Here is a 14,687-nt window from a genome sequence, read left to right on the forward strand (position 1 = left end):
CAGGTGCGGAAGCCGTCGCGGTCCAGCCCGACGCCCGCGCCGACGTCGATCAGCTCGTCGTCGCTGAGCCCGGCGCTGCCCTCCGGCGGCTGCCGGGCGAAGAGCTGGTCGGTGAAGTCGCGGAACTTGCCGCCGTCGGAGGCGCAGCCGGAGGCGGCCGAGGAGCGGGTCGAGTATTCGGTGGTGGAGAAGCGGTTCAGGAAGGCGACCGGGTGGAACACCACTTTCGCCTTGCCCTCGCTGACGAGCTGGTTCAGGGTTTCGCCGTTGACCTGCTGGAACTGCTTGCAGACCGGGCAGAGGTAGTCCTCGTAGAGGTCGATGGTCACCGGCCCGGAGCCGTAGACGACGCCGGTGCCGGCCTCGTTGGTGCCGGACGGCGCGGTGAAGTCGTCCGACCGCTGGCCGGAGTAGACGGCCCAGCCGATGCCGCCGGCGATCACCAGCACCAGCACGGCGGCGATGGTGGTGAAGAGGGCGCGCTTGCGTCGTTTCTCCCGGGCGATCTGCTCGCGTACCACCCGGGACGCGTCCCGGCGCTCCCTACGACTGCTCATCGTCGTCCTCCACGGTGTCGCCCGCCAGCCACCCGTCCACCGAGAACGGGGCGCGGGGCCAGATCAGCAGGAACCCGGCCAGCACCAGGAACCCCAGGTCCCGGAGGATCTCCGGGAGGTAACTCGGCGTCTCGCCGGCGCCGAGCTGGCCGCCGCCGCCGAAGCACCCGCAGTCGATGGCCAGGCCGCGGGCCCAGGCCGAGGCGATGCCGGCCACGAAGACCACCAGCAGCACCACCGAGACGCCGGCGCCCACCCGGGTGGCCAGCCCGACGAGCAGGAGCAGCCCGAGGGCCAGCTCCACGAACGGCAGCGCCGCGCCGACCACGGTGGCCAGGTCGTACGGCATCACCTGGTAGGCGTTGACCGACCGGCCGGAGGCGGCCAGGTCACCGACCTTGGTGGCGCCGGCGACCAGCCAGACGGCGGCCAGCCCGACGCGGGCCGCGACGCCCAGCCACGGGCGCAGGGCCGGCCAGCGGCCGGCGCGGGCGGTGGAGGGGGTCACAGTCATTCGTCGTCCGACGGCCACGAAAGGTTCCCGCTATCCGGCGCGCGTGTCGCCGACGGCGTCGACCAACTCGTCGCGGGCGCGGGCGACGCGGGACCGGATGGTGCCCACCGGCACGCCCTCCACGTCGGCGGCCTCGGCGTAGGAGAGACCGAGCAGTTGGGTGAGCACGAACGCGGAGCGCCGATCGGCCGGCAGCCGGCGGACCAGGTCGGTGGCGCCGAGCTGGCCGGCCGGGTCCGGGTACGGCCGGTCGGTGGCGGCCTGGGCGGCGAGCCGCGCGTCGAGGCGGCGGCGGCGCACCACGGTCCTCAAATGGTCGGCGCAGGCCCGGCGGGCGATGCCGAGCAGCCAGGTCCGAGCGGTGGACCGCCCCTCGAAACCGGGCAGCGCCCGGAACGCCCGCAGGTAGGCCTCCTGGGTGAGGTCGTCCGCGCTGTCCGGGTCGACCAGGGCGGCGCTGAAGCGCCACACCTCGGCCTGGGTGGCCCGGACGAAGGCGGCCTGCGCGTGCGGGTCGCCGTGGCGGGCGGCCAGCGCCCAGCCGGTGACCGGGTCCGGGGCAGCGCCGGGGCCCGCCCGGTGGCGGTCGGCGGCGCGGTCGCGCGGAGTGGGGATCACGACAGACGAGGTTACGCGGCGTAGCTGGGTGGGACAGGGTCCTTCGGCCCATTCCGTGTCCCGGCACACGCCGGGAACTTTTCCGCCCCGCCGGCCGACTACCCGCGTATGACCTCCGACCAGGTAGCGGCGGCGCGTACCCCCGCGCCGGCCGGGCGCCTCGGCGTGCCCGCCGGAGGTCGGCTCGCCGGGAACCGGCCGGTTCGGGAACCATGGCGGTCATGACTGCTGCCGTACGCCGCCCGCCCGGGGTCGTCGCCGCCCGCTCCGGGGCCGCCGCCGGGCTGCTGCTCCTCCTGGTCGCCCTGCTGCTCGTCCCGGCCACCCCGGCCAGCGCCCACGCGGTGCTGGTGAGCAGCAGTCCGGCGGCGTCCGCCGTGGTGCCGGAGGCGCCCGCCCAGGTGGTGATCACCTTCAGCGAGAGCGTCCGCAAGGTGCCCGGCAAGGTGCGGGTGATCGCCCCGGACGGCTCCCGGGCCGACCGGGGCGAGCCGACGTTCCAGGGTGGGGAGGTCACCATCCCGGTGGACCCGTCCGGCGCCCGCGGGACCTACCTGGTGAGCTACCGGGTGATCTCGGCGGACAGCCACCCGGTCTCCGGCGCGTTCACCTATTCGGTCGGCGCGCCGTCGGAGCCGCCCACCGACACCGGCTCGGAGAACCGGGCGAACCCGGTGACCGAGAACGCGGTCAAGGTGGCGAAGTACGCCGGCTACGTGGGCCTGCTGCTCCTGGTCGGCCCGGCGCTGGTGCTGGCCGCGCTCTGGCCGCGCCGGTTGTCCCGGCGGGGCCCCGGGCGACTGGCCTGGGCCGGGCTCGGTGTGCTGGCCGCGGCCACCCTGGCCGAGCTGTGGCTCCAGGTGCCCTACACCAACGGCGGTGGCCTGTTCGACGTCACCGGTTCGGGTTTCGGTGCGGTGCTGGGCAGTTCCTACGGCACCACCCACCTGGTCCGGCTGGGCCTGCTCGCCGCGGCGGCGTTCCTGCTCCGCCCGCTGTTCGCCGGGCCGGTCGGCCGCACCGACGGGATCATCCTGGCGGTGCTCGGCGGGGCGGCGCTGTTCACCTGGCCGCTCGCCGGCCACCCGGCCGCGTCGCCGGCGCCGGCGGTCTCCGTGGTGGTGGACGCCGTGCACCTGGGCGGCATGGCGGTCTGGCTGGGCGGCCTGGTGATGCTGGCGGTCTTCCTGCTGCGCCGGGCCGACGAGCGCGAGTTGGACGCGATCCTGCCGATCTGGTCCCGCTGGGCGGCGCTGGCGGTGGCCGCGTTGCTGCTCGCCGGCACGGTGCAGGGCCTGATCGAGGTGGCCACCCCGAAGGCGCTCGTCGACACCACGTACGGGCGGCTGCTGCTCGCCAAGATCGTGCTGTTCGCGCTGGTGATCGGCGTGGCCGCGTACTCCCGGGCACTGGTGCGGCGACGGGTGGCCGCCGGACGGCCGGGCGCGATGCGGCGGGCGGTGATCGCCGAGCTGGTGATCACCGCGGTGGTGCTGGGCCTGTCCGCGACGCTGGTGCAGACCACCCCGGCGCGGACCGCGACCGGCGACGTGGCCGGCGCGCCGACCGGCTACTTCTCCACCACGCTGAGCAGCCCGATCTATTCGCTCCAGGTCGAGCTGGACCCGGCCGAGTCCGGCAACAACTCGATGCACCTGTACGCCTACGACAAGGCCAACCGGCCGCAGCCGGTGCAGGAGTGGAAGGTCACCGCCGCGCTGCCGTCGGCCGGGATCGAGGCGATCACGGTCCCGCTGCTGCCGCTGAGCGACAACCACGCCACCGGCGAGGTCAACCTGCCGGCCCGGGGTGACTGGCAGTTCCGCTTCACCGTCCGCACGTCCGACATCGACCAGGCCACGGTGACCGCCACCGTGCCGATCAAGTAACGGAAGGTCCGATCTGATGATCCGTCTCCGGCGCCCCGCGACCGCCGCCGCGCTCACGCTCGCCGCCGTCGCCGCGACCGTGCTCGGCCTGGCCGGGCCGGCCTCGGCGCACGTCTCGATCAACCCCAAGGAGGGTACGCAGGGCGGCTACGGCCGGTTCGCGTTCCGGGTGCCGAACGAGAGCGACACCGCGTCGACCGTCAAGGTCGAGGTGAACCTGCCGGACAACGCGCCGGTGGGCTCGGTCTCCACCATGCCGGTGCCCGGCTGGACGGTGGCGGTGGAGAAGCGCAAGGTCGACCCGCCGATCGAGGTGCACGGCAGCCAGCTCACCGAGGCGGTGTCGAAGCTCACCTTCACCGCCGCCCCCAACGGCGGTGTCAAGCCGGGCGAGTTCCAGGAGTTCCCGGTGTCGATGGGGCCGCTGCCGCAGGTCGACACCATGGTGTTCAAGGTGCTCCAGACGTACTCCGACGGCAACGTCTCCCGGTGGATCGAGGAGCCGGCGCCGGGCGCGGAGGAGCCGGAGAACCCGGCCCCGGTGCTCACGCTGGCCGCGGCGGCCGCGTCACCGGGCGCGAGCGCCCCGGCCGCCNGACGCCGACTCCGGCGCGGCCACCGCGTTCGGGGTGGCCGGTCTGGTCGCCGGTCTGGCCGGCCTGGTGCTCGGCGGGCTGGCGTTCGCCCGCACCCGGCGGGAGCCCACCGCGAAGTCGTGACCCCGGTCGCCACCGGCCCGACGGGACGATCCGTCGGGCCGGTGCCGTGGTGGTCCGGGCGGCGATCAGCCGGGTGCCGGAACGGACCGTCGACTGATCGGCAGCACGGCCAGCAACAGCAGGCTGAGCAGCACGTACGCGTTGCGGGCCAGGAAGTCCAGCGGATCGTCGGTGCGGACCGGACCGGCGCCCCAGTCCTGGAACGTCACCACGCCGTACACGATCACCACGCCCGTGCCGACGGCCAGCGCGAGCAGCCCGCGGCGGCGGCGGGCCCCGGCCGCCGTGGTCCGGTCCGCGTCCAGCGCGGCGTCGACCAGCACCACCACCGCCGGGATGAACCAGTACAGGTGGTGGGTCCAGGTGATCGGGCTGACCAGCCCGCCCACCAGGCCGGTCAGGGTGAGACCGGTCAGCGCGTCCCCGGCCCGGGCCGCGCGCGCCGCCCGCCACAGCCCGAACCCGGCGACGGCGACCGCGATCAGCAGCCACGGNGCAGCCGGCTCGGCTCCTCCGGCGCGGTGATTCGGCTGAGCAGGCCGAACAGCGACTGGTTCCCGGTGTAGTCGGTGCGGCCCACCCGGTCGGTGGCCCACAGCTCGTGGGTCCAGAACCGCCACGAGTCGGCCGGCGCGACGGCCGCGGCCAGCAGCGTGGCCGCCGTCGCGGTCACCGCCGCCACCGCCGCCGCCCGCCACCGCCGGGCGGCCAGCAGGTAGAGCACGAAGATGCCGGGAAAGAGCTTGAGCGCCGTCGCCAGCCCCACGCCCACGCCGGCCCAGCGACGCCCCTCGGGTACGGCGAACAGCAGGTCGGCCAGGATCAGCACCACCAGCAGCATGTTGATCTGCCCGAAGGTGATCGTCTCCCGGGTGCTCTCCACCGCCAGCACCAGCAGCACGGCGACGGTCAGGCCGAACATGCGGGGCAGATCGTGCCGCCGGAGCACCGGCAGCACCAGCCAACGGGTGGTGACGACCACGCCGACCACGGTCAGCGCGGTGAAGGCGGCGACGGTGACCCCGAGCGGCAGCAACGCGAACGGCCGCAGCAGCAGCGCCGCGAACGGGGGATAGGTGAAGTAGAGCGCGCCCTGCACCCGGTCCGGCTGGACGTAGTCGTAGAGCGGGTGACCAGCGNCCCGGGCAGGTAGAGCGCCGGCAGCAACGCGGCGAGCGCCAGCACCGTGACCACCCGCCTCGCCGTACGCCCACCCGCGTCGTCCTGGACGACGGCGGGTGGGGCGGCGGGTTCGGCTGGCACGGGGAAACCCTAGCGGTCCAGGTGGCCGACCGTGCCGAGGCGCGGGCGGGTCGGCGGCGCGTAGTCTGTTCCGGTGGCGGATCTTCTGGTGTGGATCGACTGTGAGATGACCGGGCTGGACCTGCGTCGGGACGCGCTGATCGAGGTCGCCGCGCTCGTCACCGACCCCGACCTGAACGTGCTGGGTGAGGGCGTGGACGTGGTGATCCACGCCGACGACGCGGCCCTGGAGGGCATGCCGGAGATCGTGCGCACCATGCACGCCAAGTCCGGCCTGACCGACGAGGTGCGCCGCTCGACGGTCACCCTGGCCGAGGCCGAGGACATGGTGCTCGACTACGTCACCAGCCATGTCAAGGACCCGCGCACCGCGCCGCTGTGCGGCAACTCGATCGCCACCGACCGGGGTTTCCTGGCCCGCGACATGACCCGGCTCGACGCCCACCTGCACTACCGGATGATCGACGTCTCCTCGATCAAGGAACTGTGCCGGCGCTGGTACCCCCGGGTGTACTTCGGGCAGCCGCAGAAGGGCCTGGCCCACCGCGCGCTGGCCGACATCCGGGAGAGCATCCGGGAGTTGGAGTACTACCGGCGGACCGTGTTCGTGCCGCTGCCCGGCCCGGACGTGGACGCCGCGAAGGCGATCGCCGCCGAACTCTGAGGCCCGGCCGGAACCCGGTGGACGGGGTCGGCCGCGGTGTGGCTATTATTAGTCCGCGCACCGCCCGGGTGACCGGAGCGGCGAGCATGGTGGCTGTAGCTCAGTTGGCAGAGCACCGGGTTGTGGTCCCGGTTGTCGTGGGTTCAATTCCCATCAGTCACCCCAACGACGAAGCCCCCTCCTCCGGGAGGGGGCTTCGTCGTGTCGCGGGGCCCGCCTCAGGCGGTCGGCTCGGCGCTGGGCGTCTCGGCGGACGGGCTGGCGTCGTCACCCGGCGCGGCCGGCGGCTCGTACGGCAGGGCGCTGCCCTTGACGTACTCATCCCAGCTCATGTTCCAGTCGGTCCAGCCGTTGCCGTTCTGGAGCTTGCGCTCGGTGCCCTTGACCGTGATCGGGTCACCGACGCGGGTGTTGGCGAACAACCAGTTGCCGTCCTTCATCGAGACGTTGACGCAGCCGTGCGAGACGTTGCTGCTGCCCTGCACGCCCTCCGACCAGGGGGCCGCGTGGATGAACTCGCCGCCCCAGGTGAGCCGCTGCGCATAGTCGATCTCGGTGCGGTAGCCCTCCTCCGGGCCCAGCTCCTCCAGGGTGTCGAAGACCGTGTGCCGGAGCTTCTCGATCACCACCATGGTGCCGCTGGACGAGGGGGTGCTCTTCTTGCCGAGGCTCACCAGGATCGTCTTGATCTTCTTGCCGTCCCTGGTGACGGTCATCCGCTTGGTGCGGTTGTCCACGGTCATCACGAGCGCCGGCCCGACCTTGATGTCGACGGACAGGTCGGAGCGGCCGTACCAGCCGTCGCCGAGCGGCAGCCCACCCGCCTGCACCCGGTAGGAGACCGTGCTGTTGGCCTTCCAGAACGTCTTGGGCCGGTAGCGCACCTCGGTCGGGCTGACCCAGTGCCAGATGCCCTCCTGGGCCGGCTTGGCGGTCACCGTCATCCGGCGCTGCACGTCGTCGCGGTAGTCCTCTGGGATCGCCCGGCTGAACTTCACGATCAGCGGCATCCCCACCCCGACCGCCTGGTTGTCGCCGAGGAAGCTGCTCACCCGGATCTGCTTGGCCGGCTTCGCCATGGTGGTGAACGTGCTGGTGGCGGTGGCCGGCTTGCCGTCGTCCCCGGTCGCCGTCACGGTCGCCGTGTAGGTCTGCGCGTACTCCAGCGTGGCGGCCGGCTGCCAGCTCTTGCCGTCGGTCGCGAGCGTGCCCTCGACGACCTTGCCGGCGGAGTCCTTCACCTCGACGGTGGTCTCCTGCGCCTCCTGCGTGGTGAACGTGATCGCGGTGGAGGCCGGCACGTCCTTGGCGTCGGCGGCCGGCTCGCTGATGGTGGCCGTCGCCTTCGGCGCCTTCTCGCCGCCGTCACCGCTGCCCCCGCCCTGCCAGCTCGACGGCTTGTCGCCGCCACCGGTGCAGGCCGAGGTCAGGGCCATGGCGGCGACGAGCACCGCGGCGGCGAACGCGCGGCGCCCGCCCCGCCGGGCGGCGCTCCCGCCCCGGATCACTTCGTCCTGGCCAGCTCGCATGTTTCCCTCACAAGTGTGATGCCCGGTCGCCATCGCCTCTACTGACGCGGCAGAACGGATACCGGTTGCCTAGAGTGAACCGGAACACCCCGACGACGATGTAACGATCCTGCCGACGTTCCGCGCTTCGTCGGGCGGGGGAATCCCGCCGGGCAGCGGTGCCCGGCCGGACGGCCGCCGGAGACGGCACGTCCGACCACGGTACGCCGATCAGAACGGCGCGTCCTGCCCGCCCTTCGGCACCGGCAGCGCGCTTCCGGCGACGAACTGCGACCAGCTCAGGTTCCACGCCGTCCACCCGTTGCCCGGCGCCAGCCCCCGCTCGGTGCCCTTCACCGTGATCGGGTCGCCGACGAGTGTCCTGCCGAAGAGCCACCGGCCCTCGGCCATCGACACGTTGACGCAGCCGTGGGAGACGTTCCGGCGCCCCTGCACCCCCTCCGACCAGGGGGCCGCGTGGATGAACTCGCCGCCCCAGGTGATCCGCTGGGCGAAGTCGATTTTCGTGACGTACTGGTTCTCCGGGTCCGGCTCGTCGCGGGTGTCGAAGACGGTCGACTCCTTCTTCTCCATCACCACCATGGTGCCGCTGGAGGAGGGGGTGCTCTTCTTGCCCAGGCTCACCGGCAGCGTCCGGATCACCGAACCGTTCTCCGAGACGGTCATCCGCTTGGTCGCGTTGTCGACCGTCATCTCGAGCGCGCGGCCGATCTTCGCGGTGGCGCTGCGGTCCACGTTGCCGTAGCGGCCGTTGCTCAGCGGGATCCCGGTCAGCGCCAGCCGTACGCTGATCGTGGTGCCGGTCTTCCAGTACTTCGGGGCGCGGTAGTACGCCTGGGTGCCGTTGTCGACCCAGTGCCAGGCGCCCGGCTGCGGCGGGTCGGTCTGCACGAACATCCGCTTCTGCACCGCGGCCCGGTCCTTCTTCGGGATGCCGGGGGAGAACTCGGCGACCACCGGCATCGCCACGCCGTACGTCTTGCCGTCGAACAGGTAGAGCCCCGAGCCGATCATCGACTTCGGCTTGGCCATCGTGGTGAACGTGCTGGTGCCCTGACTGGTCGCGCCGTCCTTACCGGTCCCGGTGACGGTGGCGGTGTACTTCGTGCCCCACTTCAGCGGGGCCGACGGCACCCAGCTGGACCCGTCGCGCCGCATCCGCCCGGCCACGGCGGCGCCCTTGGCGTTGGTGAGCACGACCTTGGACACCGTGCCCCCGCCCGGGAGCCGCGCACTGATCTCGGTGCTGACCGGCCGTCCGGCCGCGCCGTCGGCCGGACTCACCGTCAGCGTCGGCGCGGCCGGAGCGGCGTCGCTCGGCGAGATGCTCGGATCGGGCGTGACGGACGACGAAGGATCCCCGGACGCCTGCTCGCCGGACACGAACGTCGGCTTCTCCTGGTCACCGCCGCACCCGGTCAGTGCCAGCGACGCTGTCAGCACCAGGGCGCCCACCATCGCCCCGGCCCGCGCGAACCTGCCCATGCCCACCCCTGTCGTAGCGTGCCTGGCGGACATCGTGCCCCATCGACGCTCCCAGACCAGCCCCGGAGCCGCGCGGGCTGCGTCTTTTGGGGGCTTTCGCCGGTTAAGCTCGACCGAAGGGGTGAGCCCGGTATCGGATTGGTAAGCCGCTGAGCGGGCATGCTAAGGTTCTTCCCGTTGTCAGCGAGCGCCGCTAGCTCAACTGGCAGAGCAGCGGACTCTTAATCCGCGGGTTCGGNAGCAAAGAGGGCCTGACCTGGGTTTCATCCTGGGAAGGGCCCTTCTGTGTTTCTTCGGTGCCCTGGTGGGTGTCGACCAAGCCGCTCCCCGAGGGGGGTTCGTCCGGGGCTGACGGCACCCGACGACCTGCGTGTGATCGAGGACAGCCCACAGGTGCTTGACTGAGCACCGCTATCCTGGCTCGACGGCGCACAGCGCTTGATCTGTCTGAAGCATCAAAAGTCCACGAGCCAAGGTCACGCTTCGTACTTCCAGATCTGGCTTGAGTGCTGCGATCTCGATGCCGTCGGCGATCCGATGGCGCATTACGCCGCCGCTCTTTCCGTTCGCCCAGGTTGTTCGATGAATCAATCCTGCCGCGATGACCATGTCGTTGGTGGTTGCCCCCGATGTCGAGGCAGACCAGAGCGCCTTTCCGGTTGCCAGATCCAGCGCCTGCAGATCGTCCGTGCTGTCGCGCAGAAGAACGTTTTCGGCGACCAGCAGCGCCGCCGCATGGGCCGTTGCTTCTGTTGATTTGGGACCCTTCGGCTGGAAAGACCATCTCGTGGCCCCGGATTGAGCGTCCAGCGCGATGATCTCGCGGGCCGATCCGATCTCGGGAAGATGCTCGACGTAGAGTACCCCGTTGTGAAGTCCTGGCGCATCGGAAATCTCGTAGGTGCGCAGGACCCACCGGATGGTGCCATTAGGCTCTATGGCAAGAAGCTCCATCGGTCGGTTGGAGTTCAGCCCGTTCTGGTTGGATGGGTGAATGACCACGTAGAACAAACCGCTTCCGATCGCGAGCCATCGGGCGTTCGCGCCGCTCGGCCGGGATGAATCCGATGGGGGGATCGCAACTCCGCGTGGTCGAAAATACGACCGTAGCTCTCTGCGCCCCCGAAGCTTGCCTGCCCTTAGGTCGATTATTCGTACAACGTCGGTGTCGTCTTCGCGATAGATGGTGACAGCCAGCTTGTCCAGCAGCTTCAGGTGAATGAGGCGGATATCAAAAGAAGCGTTGCTGGTAGGTGCAGGAGCGTGCCAGGCCATCTTTCCGCTTCCTGTCCCAAGGCCGTAGACATCCCCGCTGTCGCACGCGGCAATCACAAGGCTTTCATCTTCTGTCGTCAGCACGCTGGTTACCCGGCCTGTCTTGTATCGCCATACCTCCTTTCCGGACTTCTTCTCGAGGCTGACGATGTCGTACTGGTGCATGAACTCCCTACTGGCCTCGGCCGGCCCGACTGCCAGAACCGATGATTTCGTTAATTGAATGTCATGTACCCTTGCTACGGGGCGAGCTGACCAACGTGGGCTGCCCGTGGCGACGGTTAGAGCGTAAATGGAGCGAGCGCGACTGTACGGATAGATCAGCTCGCCGTCCGACGGGAACAAGGGGCCGTTTAAGGCGTAGTGATCGAGCACGATATCCCGCTTCCAGTGCGGGCGGTTGGCAGGCTGCGATACGGCGTTTTTCGGTGTTGCGGCGGGCCGACCTTCAGATGGGCTCACGGCCGAGGTGAGCAGACGACGGGCGATCAAGCCGACACCCGCCCCTAGGCCCATGCCTACGCCTAGGCCGATTACAGATCGTCGTCGCATGCGTTATCCGTTGTTTCCGCCGCTGTCACTCATCGCCATTCTGCTTTCTGACGGCACGTCGGAAGTCTAGTTCAGCGCGCACTTTGAGGACTGCGTGGCAATGAGAATTCCATCCTCGTTCCAGGTGCAGACTCGAGTGGCTCGCGACCCTGCCGACACTCGGAATGGCTTGTTGTCATTCGTGCTGTCCCCGACGATGGTGGTGCCCATCCTGCCTTGAATCTCCCAGTCGACAGCGATCCGGTAGTGTACGTCGAATCTGGAGACGACTGATTCCACCAGGAAACTTTCAGCTTCGGTCGCGGAGACTTTGAGTGGATATTCGATGGGTGTGACGTTGACGCCCTCGGCGTTGTCTCCGCTGAGCCTTACTCTGGGCGTCATCTTCGGTGGATCGTAGTCGAGGTTCGCCTCGACCAGGCGATATGAGACGGCCTCGCCGCAACCGATGCTGATCACTGTGCCGTCGCTGGGCTCAGATCTTGATCCCACAACGACAGCGCGAATCTGGGTGATCCAAGCCTCTGTTTGACTTTTTCCGTCGATAGTCAAGGTCACACGTTGCATGTCGGCTGCCGCGCCGTTCGCACTTTTTGCCCATTTGCCCAGTCCGTCGACGTCGTTGCCCGGGGCCGGAATCTGATGTGGCAAGGCCGAAACGAGCCAGCGATCACTGCACCGATCAGCCAGCGTGTGGGCGTTGATGTTCAGTGGGTTCTCGGTGCCGACCGCGCTGGGCATGGATGATGTTGCTACCGACGGGGTGGTCGATGCCGCTGTCGCTCGTTGGTCCGATTTGGACTTATCTTGCAGGATAGCCGGTATTATCGCTATTGCCAGTGCGGTCACTGCGCCAATGATGGCGGCGATGATCTCGGGACGCTGAAACATCCGCGGCGTCGGCGCTCCTGGTGCGTGAAGTGGTGCGCCGTTCACGGCGGGGTCCTGCGGCCGTCTCGCTTCCGATGAGCTCGCCGATCTCCGACTCCGGGACGATCGGGCCAAATCCTGCCTCCTCGGTGGATGGTGAAACCCCGATTTTCTCGGCATCGGCGGCCGCACGCAACTACGTGGCGGCGTCAATGAGCGAGGCTCTGAGCGGGGTCAAGGTCGAGTTGGCGTTGACGAAATTCGTCCGCTCGCGGATCTTGCCGTCTGAGCGGGAAGTAGTCGGCCTTGCCGGCCCCAGCAGACGCAGGCCGTTGTATTGAGCAGGCACAATCGATCAGCGGCTGCTGGACCCGATCTCATGCTCGGCGTCCCAGAACACGGAGGTCGGGCGTCTCGGCCACGCGATCGCCCCTACGCCAGCACAGAGCGGAGAGTCGGTGACCGAGCCGGTCACGATGGTGAAGTGACCGACATCGCCGCCGCCGTGTCGTACCTCCTGCTGCTCGTCGCGGCCGTCCGGGCCGGGCTGGGGGTCGTTGCCGGGCGACGTCCGTACCCGCGGTGGCGCGTTCCCCGCGCGACCGTCGCGGCGCTGGTCGTGGTGGGCGTGCCGACCCTGCTCCAGCTCTCCATGTGCCCCACGCTGCTCGGGCTGCTCGAACGTGACCGGGCCGCGCTGGGCGACGGCCAGGCGTGGCGGCTGGTGACGGCGCTGGTCGTACAGGACGGGGGTGTGCCCGGGGCGGTCTTCAACCTGGCGGCTCTCGCGGTGGTGGGCCTGGTCGCGGAGCGGGTGTGGGGCGCGTGGCGCTGGGCGGTCGTCGCGGTCGTCGCCGGCGTGGTCGCGCAGTTGTGGGGGCTCGTGGTGCAGCCCGTGGGCGCCGGCAACTCGGTGGCCGTGTTCGGTCTGGCCGCGTCGGTCGCCGTGGTGGCGCTCCGCTCCGGTGACCGGGCCACGCGCCTGGCCGGGGCAGGGGTGCTGCTCGTCGCGGCGGGGCTGCTGGTGGCCGGCGACCTCCACGGCGGGGCGGCGGCCGTCGGCGCGGCGGCGGGGTTCGTGCTGGCCGCGACCGACCGTAGGAAGCTCCGGTGACGGCCGTGTACCCGGTGGCGGTCAGGACCGCCACCGGGTACGGCGTTACGGGCTGGTGCAGGTGAGCCCGGTCGGGGCCGGGGAGCTGCTGCCGTTCGCGAGGAAGCCGAAGGTCGTCGACCCACCGGCGTTGAGGGTGCCGTTGTAGGAGGCGTTGCGCACGCTGACCGTGCCGGTGGTGCCGGTGGCCACGCCGTTCCACACGTTGCTGACGCTCTGGCCGCCGGCGAGGGTCATCCGTACCGTCCAGGCGGTGATGGCCGCCGTGCTGCTCACGGTCACCTCGCCCTGGAATCCGCCGGTCCAGCTGCTCACCAGGCGGTAGGTGGCGGTGCAGGCCCCGGACGGGTCCGGCGGCGGGGTGCTCGGCGGCGTGGTGGTGGGTGGCGGGGTCGAGGGCGGTGGCGTGTTGTCGTCCGGGGCAACCGCCCGGCCGGTGGTCGGTGAGATCATGCCCGCGCAGAGGCCGCGGCCGGCGAGGTTGCTGACGATCCGTGGGATGGCCGCGATCGTGTTCGCCGGCCAGTCGTGCATGAGGATGGACTGCCCGGCCTGGAGCCGGCTCGCGTTCTGCACGATCTGATCGGTACTGGCGTTGTTCCAGTCCTGGGAGTCCACGTCGGCGTTGATCTCGGTCAGCCCGAACTGCGCCTCGACCGCGCGCAACGTCGCGTTGGACTCCAGGTAGGGCGGTCGGAACAGCTTGGGGGCCGTGCCCGTCGCCTGCTGGATCGCCTGCTGGGTCTGGGAGATCTCCGAGGCCATCTGCGCCTGGCTGAGCTGGGTCATGTGGGGGTGCGTCCAGCTGTGGTTACCGATCCACATGCTGGCGTCCCGTTGGGCCCGGACCAGCGCCGGATTGCTCTGTGCGTTCTGGCCGACGTTGAAGAAGGTCGCCCGTACCCCGGCGGCCTTGAGGGTGTTGATCAGGTTCGTGGTGTTGCCGGGGGTGGGCCCGTCGTCGAAGGTCAGCGCCACGTAGCCGGTGCACGCGGCGGCCATCGAGGGCGCGGCGGTGACGGCCAGCCCGGAGGCGACCGCGGTGAGCAGGGCGGCGGCTGCCGCCACGGCCGCGGGCCGTCGTACGGATCGGGTCTTGGCGGCGGCCGACGATTCGGGTGGGAAGGGTCTCATCGGTGGGTTCTCCCGCTGGCGTTCGAGGTGCTGCTCGGCGCCCGTGGCGGGTCGGAGTCGGTCCGCGTCGTCGATGCGCCGGCAGCGATGTCCGGTCGAGGTCCACGGACGCTATCTGTCGGCGCACCGTGTCGCTCGGCCTCTGGCCAGCCCGGCTCCGACAGGATTATGCCGCCGGAATTCGGCGACCGTCAATGTGTCGGTCGGTGCTCGGCGAGCTCCTTGCGAGGAGCTGCCGCCGGGCCATGACCAGATCGCCAGGACGCGGCACGAGCGCGGCCGCCGGCCGCCGCCGTTGCGTCGGTGACCGGCAGAGGTACGGCCCGGACGCGCGGACCAGAGCCGGCTGACGTTCCCGGTCCAGCCGAGGCCACCCTGCCTCGCCGGAGCCGCGCGAGGACTGCTAACGTCTCGTCCCGTTGCCGGCGAGCGCCGCTAGCTCAACTGGCAGAGCAGCGGACTCTTAATCCGCGGGTTCGGNGGTTCGAGTCCCTGGCGGCGCAC

10 protein-coding genes, 3 tRNA genes and 3 pseudogenes are annotated in these 14,687 nt (G+C 70.4%); 7 read left to right on the forward strand and 9 right to left on the reverse strand.

Features of this window, described 5'->3' with window-relative positions:
- From B1205_RS19215 to B1205_RS19225, 3 genes and pseudogenes are all read right to left on the reverse strand, one after another.
- Positions 1–557 (reverse strand): annotated as a pseudogene (locus B1205_RS19215) (DsbA family protein); the annotation flags it as partial.
- A complete protein-coding gene (locus tag B1205_RS19220) occupies positions 544–1,071 on the reverse strand; it encodes a MauE/DoxX family redox-associated membrane protein (RefSeq protein ID WP_089156847.1) in 528 nt (175 codons plus the stop codon). The gene B1205_RS19220 and the pseudogene B1205_RS19215, both read right to left, overlap by 14 nt.
- 30 nt (positions 1,072–1,101) lie before the next feature.
- Positions 1,102–1,689 (reverse strand): sigma-70 family RNA polymerase sigma factor, encoded by a 588-nt coding sequence (locus B1205_RS19225; RefSeq protein ID WP_089156848.1) that lies wholly within the window; start codon positions 1,687–1,689, stop codon positions 1,102–1,104.
- 221 nt (positions 1,690–1,910) lie between these two features.
- Between B1205_RS19225 and B1205_RS19230 the strand changes: the two genes are divergently transcribed.
- Together B1205_RS19230 and B1205_RS19235 are read left to right on the forward strand one after the other, a co-directional pair.
- On the forward strand, positions 1,911–3,578 hold the full coding sequence (locus B1205_RS19230) for a copper resistance protein CopC/CopD (RefSeq protein WP_089157093.1): 1,668 nt from the start codon (positions 1,911–1,913) through the stop codon (positions 3,576–3,578).
- Between the two features lie 16 nt (positions 3,579–3,594).
- Positions 3,595–4,297 (forward strand): annotated as a pseudogene (locus B1205_RS19235) (YcnI family copper-binding membrane protein).
- A gap of 65 nt (positions 4,298–4,362) precedes the next feature.
- Here the strand turns inward: B1205_RS19235 and B1205_RS19240 are convergent.
- Positions 4,363–5,560, reverse strand: a pseudogene (locus tag B1205_RS19240) (glycosyltransferase 87 family protein).
- Between the two features lie 73 nt (positions 5,561–5,633).
- On the opposite strand from B1205_RS19240, the gene orn reads away from it, so the two are divergent.
- Positions 5,634–6,224: an oligoribonuclease gene (gene orn / locus B1205_RS19245; RefSeq protein ID WP_089156849.1), complete on the forward strand. Its 591-nt coding sequence runs from the start codon at positions 5,634–5,636 to the stop codon at positions 6,222–6,224.
- An 89-nt stretch (positions 6,225–6,313) separates the two neighbouring features.
- A tRNA-His gene (locus B1205_RS19250) sits at positions 6,314–6,389 on the forward strand.
- A gap of 53 nt (positions 6,390–6,442) precedes the next feature.
- Here B1205_RS19250 and B1205_RS19255 read toward each other — a convergent pair.
- On the reverse strand, positions 6,443–7,753 hold the full coding sequence (locus B1205_RS19255) for a L,D-transpeptidase (protein WP_089156850.1): 1,311 nt from the start codon (positions 7,751–7,753) through the stop codon (positions 6,443–6,445).
- Between the two features lie 210 nt (positions 7,754–7,963).
- Positions 7,964–9,238 (reverse strand): L,D-transpeptidase, encoded by a 1,275-nt coding sequence (locus B1205_RS19260; RefSeq protein ID WP_089157094.1) that lies wholly within the window; start codon positions 9,236–9,238, stop codon positions 7,964–7,966.
- A gap of 189 nt (positions 9,239–9,427) precedes the next feature.
- On the opposite strand from B1205_RS19260, the gene B1205_RS29870 reads away from it, so the two are divergent.
- Positions 9,428–9,518: transfer RNA gene (locus B1205_RS29870), tRNA-Lys, on the forward strand.
- Between the two features lie 131 nt (positions 9,519–9,649).
- Here B1205_RS29870 and B1205_RS19265 read toward each other — a convergent pair.
- Entirely contained in the window at positions 9,650–11,005 is a 1,356-nt protein-coding gene (locus B1205_RS19265; protein ID WP_176308674.1) for an outer membrane protein assembly factor BamB family protein, read from the reverse strand.
- A gap of 126 nt (positions 11,006–11,131) precedes the next feature.
- Positions 11,132–12,001, reverse strand: coding sequence for a hypothetical protein (locus B1205_RS29220; RefSeq protein WP_140158101.1), 870 nt, complete (start codon positions 11,999–12,001; stop codon positions 11,132–11,134).
- Between the two features lie 418 nt (positions 12,002–12,419).
- Between B1205_RS29220 and B1205_RS19275 the strand changes: the two genes are divergently transcribed.
- Positions 12,420–13,049, forward strand: a complete 630-nt coding sequence (locus B1205_RS19275) for a rhomboid family intramembrane serine protease (RefSeq protein WP_176308675.1) — start codon at positions 12,420–12,422, stop codon at positions 13,047–13,049.
- 45 nt (positions 13,050–13,094) lie between these two features.
- On the opposite strand, the gene B1205_RS19280 is transcribed toward B1205_RS19275, so the two are convergent.
- Positions 13,095–14,183, reverse strand: coding sequence for a polysaccharide deacetylase family protein (locus B1205_RS19280; protein WP_089156854.1), 1,089 nt, complete (start codon positions 14,181–14,183; stop codon positions 13,095–13,097).
- Positions 14,184–14,612: 429 nt separating this feature from the next.
- On the opposite strand from B1205_RS19280, the gene B1205_RS19285 reads away from it, so the two are divergent.
- Positions 14,613–14,686, forward strand: a tRNA-Lys gene (locus B1205_RS19285).
- Position 14,687 lies beyond the last annotated feature (1 nt).

This window comes from Micromonospora sp. NBS 11-29, assembly GCF_002140155.1.
Lineage (GTDB): Bacteria > Actinomycetota > Actinomycetes > Mycobacteriales > Micromonosporaceae > Micromonospora.

Excerpts from the sequence above, each read along its gene's own strand:
- B1205_RS19220 (WP_089156847.1), bottom strand. The coding sequence starts at position 1,071 with ATGACTGTGACCCCCTCCACCGCCCGCGCCGGCCGCTGGCCGGCCCTG.
- B1205_RS19230 (WP_089157093.1), top strand. The coding sequence starts at position 1,911 with ATGACTGCTGCCGTACGCCGCCCGCCCGGGGTCGTCGCCGCCCGCTCC.
- B1205_RS19255 (WP_089156850.1), bottom strand. The coding sequence starts at position 7,753 with ATGCGAGCTGGCCAGGACGAAGTGATCCGGGGCGGGAGCGCCGCCCGG.
- B1205_RS19260 (WP_089157094.1), bottom strand. The coding sequence starts at position 9,238 with ATGGGCAGGTTCGCGCGGGCCGGGGCGATGGTGGGCGCCCTGGTGCTG.
- B1205_RS19280 (WP_089156854.1), bottom strand. The coding sequence starts at position 14,183 with ATGAGACCCTTCCCACCCGAATCGTCGGCCGCCGCCAAGACCCGATCC.